At 34.8% G+C, this 17,084-nt stretch carries 11 protein-coding genes; 10 read left to right on the forward strand and 1 reads right to left on the reverse strand.

Annotated features, from left to right (window positions below):
• Positions 1-124 precede the first annotated feature (124 nt).
• The 8 genes from porU to RC62_RS16035 all read left to right on the forward strand — a co-directional run bounded on the left by porU (position 125) and on the right by RC62_RS16035 (position 12,327).
• On the forward strand, positions 125-3,961 hold the full coding sequence (gene porU / locus RC62_RS16000; RefSeq protein WP_055097002.1) for a type IX secretion system sortase PorU: 3,837 nt from the start codon (positions 125-127) through the stop codon (positions 3,959-3,961).
• A gap of 42 nt (positions 3,962-4,003) precedes the next feature.
• The gene (gene porV / locus RC62_RS16005) at positions 4,004-5,209 is read left to right on the forward strand and encodes a type IX secretion system outer membrane channel protein PorV (RefSeq protein WP_055097004.1); all 1,206 of its coding nucleotides are present in this window, start codon (positions 4,004-4,006) and stop codon (positions 5,207-5,209) included.
• A 77-nt stretch (positions 5,210-5,286) separates the two neighbouring features.
• Positions 5,287-5,769: a cytidine deaminase gene (gene cdd / locus RC62_RS16010; RefSeq protein WP_055097005.1), complete on the forward strand. Its 483-nt coding sequence runs from the start codon at positions 5,287-5,289 to the stop codon at positions 5,767-5,769.
• Positions 5,770-5,927: 158 nt separating this feature from the next.
• Positions 5,928-6,926 (forward strand): pyruvate dehydrogenase (acetyl-transferring) E1 component subunit alpha, encoded by a 999-nt coding sequence (pdhA, locus tag RC62_RS16015; protein ID WP_026983801.1) that lies wholly within the window; start codon positions 5,928-5,930, stop codon positions 6,924-6,926.
• A 6-nt stretch (positions 6,927-6,932) separates the two neighbouring features.
• The gene (locus tag RC62_RS16020) at positions 6,933-8,585 is read left to right on the forward strand and encodes a dihydrolipoamide acetyltransferase family protein (protein WP_055097008.1); all 1,653 of its coding nucleotides are present in this window, start codon (positions 6,933-6,935) and stop codon (positions 8,583-8,585) included.
• A gap of 115 nt (positions 8,586-8,700) precedes the next feature.
• Positions 8,701-10,548 (forward strand): hydrolase/aminopeptidase, encoded by a 1,848-nt coding sequence (locus RC62_RS16025; RefSeq protein ID WP_055097009.1) that lies wholly within the window; start codon positions 8,701-8,703, stop codon positions 10,546-10,548.
• Positions 10,549-10,815: 267 nt separating this feature from the next.
• A complete protein-coding gene (locus tag RC62_RS16030) occupies positions 10,816-11,367 on the forward strand; it encodes a carboxymuconolactone decarboxylase family protein (protein ID WP_055097012.1) in 552 nt (183 codons plus the stop codon).
• Between the two features lie 81 nt (positions 11,368-11,448).
• The gene (locus RC62_RS16035; RefSeq protein ID WP_055097013.1) at positions 11,449-12,327 is read left to right on the forward strand and encodes a helix-turn-helix domain-containing protein; all 879 of its coding nucleotides are present in this window, start codon (positions 11,449-11,451) and stop codon (positions 12,325-12,327) included.
• Here the strand turns inward: RC62_RS16035 and RC62_RS16040 are convergent.
• Complete coding sequence (locus RC62_RS16040; RefSeq protein WP_055097015.1) at positions 12,324-13,568, reverse strand: glycosyltransferase; 1,245 nt, start codon at positions 13,566-13,568, stop codon at positions 12,324-12,326. The two genes, RC62_RS16035 and RC62_RS16040, sit on opposite strands and share 4 nt — an antisense overlap.
• Before the next feature lie 114 nt (positions 13,569-13,682).
• Here RC62_RS16040 and RC62_RS16045 point away from each other — a divergent pair, with 114 nt between their 5' ends.
• Both RC62_RS16045 and RC62_RS16050 read left to right on the forward strand, forming a co-directional pair.
• Positions 13,683-14,264 (forward strand): tRNA-(ms[2]io[6]A)-hydroxylase, encoded by a 582-nt coding sequence (locus RC62_RS16045; protein WP_035685975.1) that lies wholly within the window; start codon positions 13,683-13,685, stop codon positions 14,262-14,264.
• A 49-nt stretch (positions 14,265-14,313) separates the two neighbouring features.
• Positions 14,314-17,076 (forward strand): AsmA-like C-terminal region-containing protein, encoded by a 2,763-nt coding sequence (locus RC62_RS16050; protein WP_055097017.1) that lies wholly within the window; start codon positions 14,314-14,316, stop codon positions 17,074-17,076.
• The last annotated feature ends 8 nt before the right edge of the window (positions 17,077-17,084 follow it).

Below are 17,084 nucleotides of genomic sequence, written 5' to 3' on the forward strand. Positions count from 1 at the left end.
TTTTTACCAGAAAATAACCTATAGTTACGAACGCAAAAATATACTTTTTATTATTTACTATAACATGAAATACTATATTTTTACTTACTAAAATATTTTTAATTTAAAACCGATTTATTTACTGATGAAACAAGCCTTAATCTTATATCTTTTTTTACTTCCTTTTATCTCCTTTTCCCAGATAAACAGGGAGTTTACAATAGATTGGCAAAATAAAAAAGAAATGAGTTTTGGTGATTTAAAAATAAAAATCCCATACTTCTCCGGAGGCAGTTTTAGATATGATACTACTAAAAAAAGCATAACGTTATTGCTTAACCTGAACGAATCAGGCTATTCGAACAGCAATTCTATACAAATTACGAACATAGTATACGAATCAATTTCACTTACAGAATTAGGGGATTTAGCAATTGAAAACATTCCTGAAACGCCAAACGAAGCATTAAAAATAACTAATTCAAGAGATAAAAGACAAACTTTTTTGTTTTTGTCACCTATAATAAAGGAAGGAAATAGTTTTAAACGAATTAAATCATTTTCTTATTCCACAACCACTTCTACATCAAAAAGCAGTAATGCATCCTCATTTCAAAAAACAAATTCAGTTTACAATTCGGTTTTGACATCCGGCGACTGGTATCGTTTTTATGTCGAAAAATCAGGAGTTTATAAAATTTCCAGATCTTTTCTGCAAAGTTTAGGTTTTGATCCTGCAAAGACTGACCCAAGAAGAATCAAGATTTATGGAAATGGCGGAAAAATGCTTCCTTTAGCCAATAACACTTATTATCCCGAAGACCTGATCGAAAATGCTATTCAAATCATAGGAGAAAGCGACGGAATCTTTAATAATGAAGATTACATTCTTTTCTATGCCGAAGGAGTTGAGAACTGGAACGCTGAAAGCCAGACTAATCTCAATTTATACGACACAAAATCGTATTACTACATCACCGTTAATGGTGCCGAAGGAAAACGTATTTCAAATATAAATCAACCAACAGGAAATACAACTTTAGAGCTGACCACTTTTGACGACTATCAATTTCATGAAATCGACAAAACAAACATTGCGCATTTAGGCCGCCAATGGTTTGGAGAATCATTCGATATTAATCAGGAACAGGAATTTGAGTTCAATTTTCCAAACATTGAAACTTCAGTTCCTGTAAAAATAGAATTAAATGCAGCTTCTGCAGCATATACCCAAACCTCATTTACAATTTCTGCAAACGGTCAAAACATCAACAATATTAATTTCCCAACTTTAGTAGCGAATTCTGATGAGAAATTCTACACTCAAAAACTCCGTTCAAACAGTACATTTACAGGAGCTCCAACCGTAAAAATCAAACTTACCTATAATAATAATGGTGTCCCGGGATCAAAAGGATACCTTGATTATATTAATTTGACCGCCAAAAGAAAACTTTTAGGAACTGGAAAACAATTTAAATTTCAATATGATTTAGCAGGCTCAACCGCAGGAATTGTAAATTATACTATAGGCAGCGCTACAGGAATTTCTCAAATTTGGGACATTACAGACCTCTATAATGTATCAAAAATAGAAAACAGCAATCAGTCGACTTTTAGTTTCAAAGCATCTTTAGGAGAAATTAGAAAATATATCGCTATTGATCCTGCTGATTATTTTACACCTTTAAAAGAAAGTCAGCCAAAAATCACCAATCAAAACTTAAAAGGCAGCCTGTTCAAAAACACCCAAAACAGCTTTCAGGATATTGATTATGTAATTGTAACTCCAAAATTTTTAGTTTCTCAAGCCGAAAAATTAGCGAGTTTTCATCGTACCTACTCTAATTTGAATGTAAAAGTAATCACATTAGAAAGTATCTATCAGGAATTTTCTTCAGGAAAACAAGACATTGCTGCAATCAGAAACTGCATTAAATACATTTATAATAATGCATCCTCACCGGATAAGAGAATAAAATATTTAAATTTATTTGGAGACGCTTCATTCGATTACAAAAACCGAATCACAAATAACAATAATATTGTACCTATATATCAATCCGTAATTAGTAACACTACGGGCGAGGCTTCATTTGCTTCTGATGATTTTTATGGATTAATGGATGCTGACGAAGGCGTCGTTGTTTATCCTTTTGGTGGAATCGACATTGCTGTTGGCCGAATGTTGGTTTCTGATAATTCGCAAGCTGCCGAAATCGTAAACAAGGTTCTGGAATATCACGACCCAAAATCTTATGGAAACTGGAGAAATAATATCGTTATGGTCAGCGACGATTCTGATAAAGCTTCAGATATAACCATACAATCTCATCAAAACAATCTTGCCGATAAAATATCTACTGAGAAACCTTTTTTCAACATGGATAAAATCATTCTGGATTCTTATACACAAGAAGCTTCTGCCGGAGGATCGAGATATCCTAAAGCCAGAACAGATTTATTTAACGCTTTCGAAAAAGGCGCTTTGGTATTTAATTACCTGGGACACGGTGGTGAAGATGGATTGGCAAGTGAGCGAATTTGGGAAAAATCAGACGGGCAAAACCTAAACAATCAATACAAATATCCTTTATTTATTACTATTACCTGCGAATTTTCCCGATTTGATGATCCAACAAGACCAACAGCCGGAGAATATACATTTTGGAACCCAAAAGGCGGCGCAATTTCAATGTTGACCACCATTCGTGCCATTGGACAATACAATGCAGAAGATTTTAATGACAGCCTAAGCAAAAATTTATTCTCATACGGCTCCAATCAATATACTACTATTGCAGAAGCACTGCGAATTTCTAAAAACGAAAATCCGAGTTCTGCCAGTAATGTTATTTTTTATTTGGGAGATCCTGCTTTAATGCTGGCAATTCCGAAACCAAGAATTAATTTAACAAAAGTAAATGATATTGTGATTTCTCAAGCGATTCCGGATTTTAAATCTTTATCAAAAATTAAAATTACCGGCGAAATTACAGATGAGAACAATACTCTTTTAAGCAATTACAATGGCGAACTATCAACTGCAATTTTCGACAAATTAATCACAACTACCACCCTAAATAATGATGGTTATAGCCCTGCAATGTCATTCAAAATTCTGGGAGAAACTATCTTTAGAGGAAATGCATCAGTAACCAACGGTCAATTTGAATTTAGCTTTGTTGTACCCCGCGACATCCGTGTTCCTGTTGATTTTGGCCGAATCAGTTTTTATTCGAAAAAAAATCAGCTTCAGGAGAATCAATCAGGCTATAATACCACTATAAAAATTGGTGGAATAAATGAAAATGCTCCTCAGGACAATATAAATCCAAAAGTTAAGTTATATATGAATGATGAAACTTTTGTATCAGGTGGAATTACCAATGAATCCCCATTTTTATTAGCATTTCTTGAAGATGAAAACGGAATCAATACAGCAAGCGGAATCGGACATGATATTGTAGCAATTCTAGATGGAGATGTAAGCAATCCTTACATTTTAAATGATTACTACCAAACTAAATTAGACGATTATACGAATGGAAATTTACGATTTCCGTTAAGAAATTTAGCCGCAGGAATGCATACAATAACGTTCACTGCATGGGATGTTTATAATAATCCCGTGACAAGTGAGATACAATTTATAGTTGTTGGAGACGAGTCCCTGACATTAACACACGTTCTTAATTACCCTAATCCATTTTCGACCTATACCCAATTTTGGTTTTCACACAACAGGCCTTACGAACCCTTAGATGTTCAGGTTCAGGTTATGACAATTACCGGAAAAGTAGTATGGACAAAAAATCAGGTTGTCACAACAGAAGGCTTTTTATCCAGAGAAATAACCTGGGACGGAAAAGATGATTTTGGCGACAGAATAGGCAAAGGAGTTTATATTTATAAACTTACCGTCAAATCTAATTTGACAAATAAAAAGGCAGAAAAATACGAAAAGCTTGTCATATTATAATTATATATATATTTGTAATCTAAATACCATTAAGTTCCCTAAATGAAAAAAATATCACTACTTTTAATTTGTTCTTTTATTCTTTTTAAAGTACAGGCTCAGGAAAATCGACCTATTACCACAGGAGTCCCTTTTTTATTAGTTGCAGCAGATGCCAGAGCAGCAGGTTTAGCTGATCAGGGTGTCGCCACATCAGCTGATGCTTACTCTCAGCAATGGAATCCTGCAAAATATGCTTTTTCAGTAGACAAGCAAGGCTTCTCTCTAAGCTACACTCCTTATTTAACAGACTTAGCCAATGATATTTCTCTTGGACAAGTTACTTATTACAACAAAATTAATGAACGAAGTGCTTTTGCAACTAGTTTTCGTTATTTTGGTTTTGGAGATATCGAGCTAAGAACAACAGGAGATCCAAACGAGGCCGCAAGGATCGTTTCTCCAAACGAATTTGCGCTGGATGGTTCCTATTCTTTGAAACTAAGCGAAAAATTCTCAATGGCAGTTGCTGCAAGATACATTCGCTCAAACCTGAAAATTGCTTCAGAAGATGTAGACGCTTCAGCAGCAAGTACTTTTGCCGTAGACATTGCAGGATTCTACCAATCTGAAGAAATCGCTTATTCAGACTTCAACGGAAGATGGAGAGGTGGTTTTAACATGCAAAATATGGGTCAGAAAATAAGCTACGACAACGATGATTTAAGTTCTAACTTTTTACCGGCAAATCTTAGATTAGGTGGTGGGTTTGATTTTATATTAGACGACTATAATAAAGTAGCACTTAGCGTGGAATTTACCAAACTTTTAGTACCAACTCCTCCGGGACCAGGAACTCCGGTAGATGCTAATGGAGATGGAGATTATAATGATGTTGGAGATATTTCGCAAGAACAGGCAGATGCAACAAACTTCAAAAACTACAATAACATTGGATGGGTTTCCGGAATTTTTAAATCTTTTGGAGATGCTCCGGGTGGTTTCAGCGAAGAATTAAAAGAAATTACCTATAGTGTAGGTGCAGAATATATGTATCAGGATGCTTTTGCATTAAGAGCCGGATACTTTCACGAAAGTCCTGAAAAAGGAGCAAGACAATTTTTCTCTTTAGGAGCCGGATTTAAATATAACATCGTAAAAGTTGATGTTTCTTATTTATTTTCAACATCAAAAATTAAAAATCCTTTAGAAAATACACTTCGCTTTTCTTTAACCTTTAACTTTGGCGACAAATACGAAGTTTATTAAACAGATAATACAATAAAACAATAACAATCCAAATTTCTATTTTTTAGGAATTTGGATTTTTTTTCCCTTAAAAACAAATGAAAGAAATTAGCATAACATCATCCTTTATAGTTTACGACAGCTTACAAGAACTTGCACAAGACATCCAGGACTTAATGAATCAGGCTGTTGAAGTTCGTAAAAAAGCTTATGCCCCATATTCACAATTTAGAGTTGGAGCAGCTTTATTATTAGATAACGGAAAAATAGTTCTGGGATCAAATCAGGAAAATGCTGCTTACCCATCTGGATTATGCGCAGAAAGAGTCGCTATTTTTCATGCCGGAAGTATTTACCCTGAAGCCAAAATCTTAAAAATGGCTATTACAGCAGCTTCAGACACTAATCAGACTACGGCGCCAATTCCGCCTTGTGGTTCATGCCGACAATCTATTGCAGAATACGAAATCAGGCAAGACACCCCTATAGAAATCTTTTTTATGGGCGAAATAGGCGAAGTTTATAAATCTGCATCCCTGAAAAATTTGCTCCCATTTATGTTTGATAAAAAGTTCTTGTAAAAAAAAGCCAAAAAGTACCTTTTAAATTTTACTTCTTAATAGGAATGTCTTATTTTTGCATCCCGACCTTTCGGGCGCAAATTTGTGGGAGGAAACTATTTTGCGTTATAGGCAACAATTGATAACACAAACAAACTTTAGCAAAAGAAAGAATTCAGATGAAAGAAGTTACAAAAGAAGTATATTTAAAGTGGTACGAAGACATGCTGCTTTGGAGAAAGTTTGAAGACAAACTTGCAGCATTATACATTCAACAAAAAGTTAGAGGTTTTTTACACCTATATAATGGTCAGGAAGCTGTACTAGCAGGTGCCTTGCACGCTATGGACCTGACTAAAGATAAAATGATTACTGCTTACAGAAACCACGTACAACCGATTGGTATGGGAGTTGATCCCAGACGAGTAATGGCTGAACTTTTAGGAAAAGCAACAGGAACCTCTAAAGGTATGGGAGGTTCTATGCATATTTTCTCTAAAGAACACCGTTTTTACGGAGGACACGGAATCGTAGGTGGACAAATTCCGGTAGGAGCTGGTTTAGCTTTTGCTGATAAATATTTTGAAACCGGTGGAGTTACTATGACCTATTTTGGTGATGGTGCTGCAAGACAAGGTTCATTACACGAAGCCTTCAACATGGCTATGCTATGGAAATTGCCAGTTGTATTTATCGTTGAAAACAACGGTTATGCAATGGGAACTTCTGTAGAAAGAACTGCAAATCACACTGACATCTGGAAACTTGGTTTAGGATACGAAATGCCTTGCGGACCTGTTGACGGAATGAATCCTGTAAAAGTGGCTGAAGCAATGACTGAAGCTATCGACAGAGCTCGTCGTGGTGACGGACCAACTTTCCTTGAAATGAAAACGTACCGTTACAGAGGACACTCTATGTCTGATGCACAACTTTACCGTTCTAAAGAAGAAGTTGAAGAATACAAAAAGATTGACCCGATTACTCAGGTTTTAGATGTAATTATGGATCAAAAGTATGCTACAGAAGAAGAAATTGAAGCAATTGACCAAAGAGTTAAAGATCTGGTTGAAGAATGTGTGAAATTCGCTGAAGAATCTCCATATCCTGAATTACAACAATTATACGATGTAGTATACGCACAAGAAGACTATCCATTTACACCTCATAAACTATAATATATTATGGCGATAAAAGTAACAATGCCTCGTTTGAGCGATACTATGACGGAAGGAACGGTAGCGACTTGGTTAAAAAAAGTAGGCGACAAAATTAGCGAAGGTGATATCCTTGCTGAAATTGAAACAGACAAAGCAACAATGGAATTCGAGTCTTTCAACGAAGGAACTCTTTTACATATTGGAATTCAGGCTGGAGAAACTGCTCCGGTTGATTCATTATTAGCAATCATTGGTAACGAAGGAGAAGATATTTCTGCTCTTTTAGCTGGTGGTGATGCTCCTGCAGCTGCAGAAGCGCCAAAAGCGGAAGCTGCTCCTGCTGCTGAAGCAAAAACAGAAACTCCTGCTCCTGCTGCAAAAGCTGCAACTGAATTACCAAAAGGTGTTGTAGTTGTAACTATGCCACGTTTGAGCGATACAATGACAGAAGGAACTGTAGCAACCTGGTTGAAAAAAGTAGGTGATGCTGTTGCCGAAGGTGATATTCTTGCTGAAATTGAAACTGACAAAGCTACTATGGAGTTTGAGTCTTTCAATGAAGGAACATTATTATATATTGGAATTCAGGAAGGAAATACTGCACCAGTTGATAGTTTATTAGCTATTATTGGACCTGCAGGAACTGACATTACAGGAATTGCAGACAATTATACTGCCGGAGGAACTACAAGTGCTCCTGGAACTGAAGAAAAAGCTGCTCCTGCTGCTGAAAAAGCTACAGAAGCTGTTGCTGAAACTTCATCAAATGGAGGAAGAATTTTAGCTTCACCATTAGCAAAGAAAATCGCTTCTGACAAAGGAATTCAATTAACTCAGGTTAAAGGTTCTGGAGAAAACGGACGTATTGTAAAAAGCGATATCGAAAACTTTACTCCATCTGCGCAAGCACAACCAGCTGCAACCACAACTGCTGCTGCTCCAAAAGCTGAAACTGCTGCTCCTGCTGCACCAAAAGTATTTGTTCCTGCCGGAGAAGTTTTCACCGAAGAGATCAAAAACTCTCAAATGCGTAAAATTATCGCAAAACGTTTGGCTGAATCATTATTTACTGCACCTCACTATAACTTAGTGATCGAAGTAAGTATGGACGAAGCAATGGGCGCAAGAGCGACAATCAATACTGTTCCGGATACTAAAGTATCTTTTAATGATATGGTAATTAAAGCTTGTGCTTTAGCATTGAAAAAACATCCAAAAATTAACTCTCAGTGGAAAGAAGATGCTATCATCATCAACCACCACGTTAACATTGGTGTTGCCGTAGCTGTTGAAGACGGATTAGTAGTTCCTGTATTGAAATTTACAGATGCTATGAGTTTATCTCAAATTGGTGCTTCAGTAAGAGATCTTGCCGGAAGAGCTAAAAACAAAAAACTTGGACCACAAGAAATGGAAGGAAGTACTTTTACAGTATCTAACCTTGGAATGTTTGGTATTACTGAATTCAATTCAATTATCAACCAACCAAACTCTGCCATCCTTTCTGTAGGCGCAATTGTTGAGAAACCAGTAGTTAAAAACGGTCAGATTGTAGTAGGAAACACAATGATGTTATCATTAGCGTGTGACCACAGAACAATTGACGGTGCAACTGGCGCTCAATTTTTACAAACATTAAAACAATACATCGAAAGCCCGGTTACAATGTTGGCATAATTTCAATGTCAGCCTGAGCCAAGCTTAAGGTTATTTATAATAAAATCCCGTCCCGAAGTTTTTCGGGACGGGATTTTTTGTTTAATTTCCCTCCACTAATTCAATACTTCATAAAATGAAAAAAATAATCCTTGCCACTTTATTCCTGACCATAATTGCCTGTCAGAAAAAGGAACAAACCGAAAAAGCAACTGGCGTTACAGACGAACACAGCTATTCTAAACCAGAACTTGCTGTTGTAAAACATTTGGATCTGGATATAAAAGTTGACTTTGATACGCAGACTATTTCAGGAAAAGCTTCCTGGTTAATTAACAATGTAAGCAAAGGAAATGAAATTATCTTTGACGAAAATACACTTAACATTACAAAAGTAACTTTAGGCGATGATGAAAAAGAAACTAAATTCGAGCTTGGAAAAGATGTTGAATTTCACGGTAAACCTCTTCATATTACCATCGAACCTACTACCACTAAAGTAAACATTTACTACAGCACCACTAAAGACGCCGTTGCATTGCAATGGTTGAAACCAGAACAAACTGCTGATAAAAAGAAACCTTTTCTTTTCTCACAAGGCGAAAGCGTTTGGTCTCGTACCTGGATTCCGTGTCAGGATTCACCGGGAATTCGTTTTACGTATAATGCAAAAGTTACGGTTCCTAAAGATTTATTAGCTGTAATGAGCGCCGTAAATCCTCAAAAGAAAAATGATACCGGAGTTTATACTTTTAAACAAGACAAAGCGATTCCTTCTTATTTAATGGCAATTGCCGTTGGAGATTTGGAATTTCAATCTATAGACAACAGAACCGGAGTTTATGCAGAACCATCAATGCTAAAAAAATCGGCCTGGGAATTTGCCGAACTTGGAAAAATGGTTGTAGCTGCCGAAAAACTTTACGGTCCTTACCGTTGGGGACGTTACGATGTTTTGGTTTTACCTCCAAGTTTTCCTTACGGAGGAATGGAAAATCCAAACTTAACTTTCCTTACTCCGGGAGTAATTGCCGGAGATCGTTCTTTAACTAGTTTATTAGCGCACGAATTAGGTCACAGCTGGAGCGGAAACTTAGTTACAAACGCAACCTGGGATGATATCTGGTTAAACGAAGGTTTCACGACTTATGTTGAACATAGAATTGGTGAAGCAATCTTTGGAGAGAAAGAATTTGAAATGCAAAATGTTATCACTCGTAAAGAATTAGTCGATAATGTTGCCGAATATGGAGACACAAGCCCGGATACAAGATTAAAAGTGAGCCTTACAGGAAGAAATCCAGACGACGGAATCAGTATGATTCCTTATGTAAAAGGATATGCTTTTTTAAGAGTAATCGAAAATGCTGTTGGACGTGAAAAGTTTGATGTATTTATCAAAAATTATTTCGACGCACACGCTTTCAAATCTATCACAACAGAAGATTTCCTTAAATACTACAACGAGAACCTTATAAAAGGAGACAAGGCACTTGCAGATAAAATAAAAGCCGAAGACTGGATCTACAAACCTGGAATTCCATCAAATATTACTACTGTAAGTTCTGCCGATTTTGATGCAATTGACAAAATTCAGACAAGCTGGAGAGAAACAGGCGTAAAAGGATTGAGTCAAAAAATCACAACAACGAGTGAAAAACAGTATTTTATAGATCACCTTCCAACAGATATTACGCCAAAAGAAATGGAAGCAATTGATGCAGAATTCAACTTTACAAAAGGTGGTAATTTTATTATCAAACGTCAATGGTTTGTTCCGTCTATTCGTTATAAATACACCGCAGCATATCCTGCAATTGAACAATTTTTAATTGGAAGCAGCAGAACAGGATCAGTAATGATGCTTTATAAAGAAATGGCAAAAACTACGGAAGGAAAAGTTTGGGCAAACAAAATTTTTGACAAAGCAAAATCAGGTTATCATGCTACGACTGTTCAGGCAGTTGAAGGCATTTTGAAGTAGTTTTCAGTCTCGGTGTTCAGTTTACAGTCGAAGTCTCAGTCGCAGTTTCAGCGAGACTGTAAACTGAAAACTGTGACTGCAACTGTAAACTAAAATTTATCATCCCCGATTACACCTCGTAATCGGGGATTTTTTTTATCAAAAAACAATCATAGGGAAAATTGTCCATTATATAGCGTAAATCCTCCATGTTCTAAAATCTGTAATCGTCGCACCTTTGTAATGTCAAAAGACAACAACTAATAAATAACATAAAAATTAAATAAAATGACACGATTAACAGCATTAAACCCAGAAGAAGCAACAGGAAAAACTAAAGATTTATTCAACGCTGTACAAGCTAAACTAGGCGTTGTGCCTAACATGATGAGAACAATGGGAAATTCTCCGGCAGTTCTTGAAGGATATTTAAACTTAAGCGGTGCATTAAGCCACGGAAAATTAAGTGCAAAAACAGGCGAATTATTAGCCTTAACAATTTCAGAAAGCAACTCTTGTGATTATTGTGTAGCTGCTCACACTTTTATTGGAGAAAAACTATTAAAAGCAGATCCACAGGTTTTACATGACGCAAGAACAGGAAATTCTGCTGATGCAAAAACAGGCGCTATTCTTCAATTTGCCAAAACATTAGTAAGTAAAAATGGCTTAGTAAATAATGAAGATGTACAGGCAATTAAAAACGCAGGAGTTTCAGAAGCAGAAATTGCAGAAACCGTAGCGCATGTAGCGTTGAATGTTTTAACAAACTATTTCAATAATACCGCTAATACACAAATCGATTTTCCAGCAGTTCCTAGTTTAGAATTACAAAACTAATCGAGCAAAAAACAATTTATATAGATAGTCGTGAATTCTTTTTCATGACTATCTTTATATTTTCAAAAAAGTAGTTTTATTATGAGCAATCAAAACGTGTACACTTTAATAAATCCGCAAAATGGTAATTTAGCATTCAAATTACTTCCGTTTGATGACAACAGCCACTTCGATCACTTACAGCGCAATAATTATTTCTCGCTAATATGGGTAACCAAAGGAAAAGGGAAAGTAAAAGCTGATTTTGCCGAACACCATTTTGAAGAAAACTCACTCCTCGCCTTTTCTCCATATCAGCCATTTATGCTTTGTGTGAGCGAACCAATAGAAGGAATTGCAATACATTTTCATCCTGATTTTTACTGCATTCATTACCACCAAAAAGAAGTTTCGTGCAATGGCGTTTTATTCAATAATGTGTATCAACCGCCATTTACAATAATTACTGAAGATGCTGCTTTGACTTTTAAAATGGTTTTGGACCAGATGAAAACTGAAATTCAAAATACCGGATTAGCACAATATGACTTGTTGATTTCTTATTTAAAGATATTCCTGATTACAGCTTCAAGATTAAAGAATCAGCAATTAGAAGAAATGAAATCTGCTCCGGATTCTAAAGAACCTTTTATTCTTCAAAACCTGAAAGATGCAATTGAGCTTAATTTTAAAATTAAACATTCTGCAGGTCACTATGCAGAAATGCTCAATATCTCGGCGAAAGCCTTGGCGAAATTATCCAAAAACTATTTCAACAAAACCCTTACCGATCTAATTGCCGAAAGAATCATAATCGAAGCCAAAAGAGAATTATACATGACCAATAAAACGGTAAAAGAAATAGCTTATGAATTAGGTTATGATGATGAACATTATTTTAGCCGATTCTTTAAAACTAATGCTGATGTTTCGCCACAATTATATCGTGAAACAGTAGGTTTTGGTAAAATGGAAGTTTAATTTTTATTCTTAGCTTCAATCCATTTTGCCATGTATTTTGTGCTTTTTAAAGTATGATGCTGCAACAGGTTTCCCATGAAATTATGCAGGCGATGACTTTCAGAATTATTTAGCAATGCATTAATCACCTCGATTAATTGTACTGAATATTTACTGATTTGATAGCATTCATTTATAAGTGTTATTCCATTATTTTGAGATTGTTTCCAGAGATTTTCATCCTGATACAACTCAACGGCTTTTTTTGCAAACTCTTCAACATCATCCGTGATAAAACCATTCCACGGTAGATTATTATGCATGGCTTCAGAACCAATTGTTGTCGTTATACTTGGCGTTCCGCATTGCATAGCTTCTAATAGTTTACCTTTTAAACCTGCGCCAAAACGAATTGGAGCCAAAACAATTCTGGATTTTTTTACAATTTCATTAGCATCAGCCGCCCTTCCCATAATAAAAAAACCGTTTTTTGGCTGATGCAATTGCAGTACTTTTTGCGAAGGATATGCCCCGTAAACTTCTAAAACAGCGTCAGTAAATTGTTTTTTGATTAAAGACCAAATTGTTTCTTTAAGATACTGAACCGTATTCCAGTTAGGTTCATGAAGAAAATTACCAATGAAAACAAAATTCTTTCGTTCCTGAAATGATGGTAATTTCACTAAATCTCCCTCAGACATTTCATCGATCAGAAAAGGCAAATAATGCAGTAAATCTGAATCGATTTTAAAAACATCTTTTAGAATTTCCATTTCAAATTCAGAAATAATAAAAGACAAATCACACCTTAAAATACTGGCGATTTCTCGTTTTGCAACTTCTTCAGACAGTAAATTATTCAACTCAAATATTCTGTTTTCTTTAAATGCTTTTTGTCTTGCAGTTCTCAAACAATGCAAATCTTCGGTATCTAATAAACGAATCGCTTTTGGGCAATTTTCAGAAACCCGCCACCCAAATTGTTCTTCGATCATAAAGCGATCAAATAAAACTATGTCGGGATTAAGTTCGATTATAAAATCATCAAAACTGGAATTATTCAATTCAATTGATATTTTCTTTACGCCAAATTCAGATAAATCGACCATAAAATCGCTATCTAAAGCAGGGCTTGCAAACGTAATTTCAAATCCATTTGCCACAAAAATAGAAATCAATTGCATCATTCTTCCGCCCGCGGCAGATGAATTTGGTTCAGGCCAAACAAACCCAATAATCAACAGTTTTTTTATCTGACTCATTTTACTTGTTTCAAGTTACAAAATAATGCTTTTTTGAGCGCATTTGCACACTATTTACTGACTTTCGGTGATAAAAAAGACTAATTTTGCAGTTAACTTTTTTTCAATATCGTTATGTTAGGATTAAAATTAGCCACAGACCCACGCTGGGTAAATATAGTAGAGTCGAATATCGAAGAAATTTTGACAGATCACGCCTGGTGTGAGCAAAAAGCCGCTTCGAATGCCATTAGTCTGGTTACTTATAACTCTGAATTAGAGGAATTAGTAACTGAAATGCTTGTAATTGCCAGAGAAGAATTAGAGCATTTACAAATGGTGCATGACATTATCAAAAAAAGAGGTTTGACTTTGGGACGCGAAAGAAAAGATCATTATGTAAATGAACTTTTTAAATTCATGAAAAAAGACGGAAGCAGAAAAGATGCACTTTGCGATCGCTTATTGTTTTCGGCTATGATCGAAGCCAGAAGTTGTGAGCGTTTCAAAGTACTTTCAGAAAATATCAAAGACGAGGAATTGGCTAAGTTTTATCGCGATTTAATGATTTCTGAAGCAGGTCATTATACTACATTTTTAGGATTTGCAAGAAAATATACAGACAACATAGATATCGATAAACGATGGAAAGAATGGATTGAATATGAAGGTTCTATTATCACTAATTACGGCAAAAGCGAAACTGTTCACGGATAATTATCCTTTACCAAAATACAAATATTTCCTGTAAACACCTCAATTTGTTATGTCTACAAATAAAACGAAGTCCATTTTATTAAAAACGGCAAAATATCTCGCAATAACTTTTGTCGTTGTTATAGGATTGTTGTTTTTGACCCCAATTGTATTTGCTGATAAAATCAAAGAGCAAATTAAAAAGACTGCCAATGAAAAACTGAGCGCAGAATTAAATTATTCTGATGTTTCGGTTTCGTTTTTTCATCATTTCCCTTCATTGACTTTAACTTTAAATGATTTAAGCCTTAACGGATCTGCTCCTTATAAAAATGAAAAATTTATTACCGCAAAAGAAGTCTCTTTTGGGATAAACGTAGCAAGTTTAGTTTTTAGCAAAGAAGTAAAAATTGATCAGATCTATTTGTCTGATTCTTTTATTAATGTAAAAGTAAACGACAAAGGAGAAGCGAATTACAATGTTTATAAATCATCAAAACCATCAAATCCTAAAGATAGTACTGATGCTGATGCATCGCTAAAACTGGAAAAAATTGAAATCATAAACAGTAAAATTATTTATGACGATTTATCCACTAAAGTACATTTTGATGCCTTTGGTTTTAACTACTTAGGAAAAGGAGATTTAAATCAGGCCGTTTTTGATTTATACTCAAAAGCTAAAATCGAAAAATTAAATATTGTTTATGAAGGCGAACCGTATTTAATGAATAAAAAAATTGATGCTGACTTAATTACTAAAGTAAACGTTAACTCCTTATCTTTCTTTTTTGAGCAAAACAACCTTAAAATCAATCAGCTTTTAGTAGATTTTAAAGGGAAATTTGATTTTCTGAAAGACGGCTACAATATGGATTTTATCATAAAATCTGACGACAGTAATCTATACGATCTTTTTACAGCTTTACCTCCCAAATATATTACCTGGCTGTCTAAAACAGAAATAACAGGTAAAACAAATCTGCTTTTTACCTTAAAAGGAAATTATATCGCCTCACAAAATATTGCTCCTGATCTAAATTTGGATGTTAAAATAGACAATGGCTTTGTAAATTATAACAAAAGTGCTTTTCCGGTTTCGAATTTAAATTTAGAAGTTAAAACTACAGTTCCTTCTTTAAATCCGGACCTTTTGACTGTTGATGCAAAAAATTTATCTTTAAATATAAATAAGGATTATTTAAAATCTAAATTTTCTGTAAAAGGTGTGAATACTCCTGAAATAAATGCTGATTTTAAAGCAAAAATCGATCTTGAAAAACTAACAAAAGCACTTGGGATTCCAGATATCGTTTTAAAAGGAAGTTTGGCAGGAGATGTAAAAGCAAATGGAAAGTTTGATCAGAAAAACAAACTTTTCCCGGTTACGAAAGGAGTTATCGATTTGGAAAATGGTTACTTAAAAACCAAATATTACCCAAATCCGATTACAAATATTACAATAAAATCAAAAATTGAGAATCAAAAAGGAACATTTGATGATTTAAAAGTAAGCCTAAAACCAACACAGTTTACTTTTGAAGGAAAACCTGTTTTTGTAGAAGCTGATTTAAGTAATTTTAATGATTTAACTTATGATATTAAAGCAAAAGGTGAACTTGATATCCATAAAATCTACAAAGTTTTTTCTCAAAAAGGACTTGATTTAGATGGTTTTATAAAAGCTGATTTAGTCTTGAAAGGTAAACAAAGTGACGCCGAAAAAGGAAATTACAGCAAACTTTATAATAAAGGAACACTTGAACTTAGAAACATAGGAATTGCATCAGAATACCTGCCTAAAAAATTCATTATCAAAGAAGGGATTTTTAAAATCAATCAGGATAAAATGTCTTTTAATAACTTTTTGGCCACTTATGGGGAATCTGATTTTAAACTGAATGGGTATTTACAAAACGTCTTTAATTACATAACTACAAATACGGGTGTTTTAAGAGGTTCTTTTAAAGTTACATCACGATACATCAATGTAGATGAATTTATGTCTAGCACACCGGCAAATACATCTGTAACACAAACCAAACCCGAAGCTTCGACGCCTGCTCAAAGCCAGGCAAAACAAACCGGAGTTATCATAATTCCAACAAATTTAAATTTGAATTTTACAGCTAATGCTCAAAAAGTAAATTTTGACAAATTGAATCTTCAAAATGCGACAGGAAATTTAAACATGAACAAAGGAAAATTGAGCATGCAGAATACCGGTTTTAATTTAATTGGCTGCAATGTTGCCATGAATGCCAATTACCAGGCTATAACGACTCAAAAAGCGAATTTTGATTTTAGTCTTAAAGCATCTGATTTTGATATTAAAAAAGCATATAATGAAATTGAAGTTTTTAGAAAAATGGCCAGTGCAGCTGAAAAAGCACAGGGAATTGTATCTGTAGATTATCAATTAAAAGGGCGTTTAAATGGCAATATGAATCCTGTTTACCCATCGCTTACGGGAGGCGGAATACTTTCTGTAAAAGATGTAAAAGTACGAGGATTGAAAATGTTCAATGCCGTAAGCAAGGAAACCAGTTCTGAATCGATGAAAAATCCTGATGTCTCTAAAGTCGATATTAAAACTACTATCAAAAATAATATCATGACGGTAGAACGATTTAAATTCAAGTTTGCAGGCTTTCGACCAAGAATTGAAGGCACTACAAGCTTAGACGGAAAACTGAACTTAAAAATGCGTTTAGGCCTACCTCCTCTTGGTATATTCGGAATTCCGCTAACTGTTACCGGAACACAAAATAGCCCTAAAGTAAAAGTGGGACGAAAAACCGAAGATCTTGAAGAAACAAAAGACACTGAGTAAAATAAAAA

The organism is Flavobacterium aquidurense, from assembly GCF_001404985.1.
Classification (GTDB): Bacteria; Bacteroidota; Bacteroidia; order Flavobacteriales; family Flavobacteriaceae; genus Flavobacterium; species Flavobacterium aquidurense_B.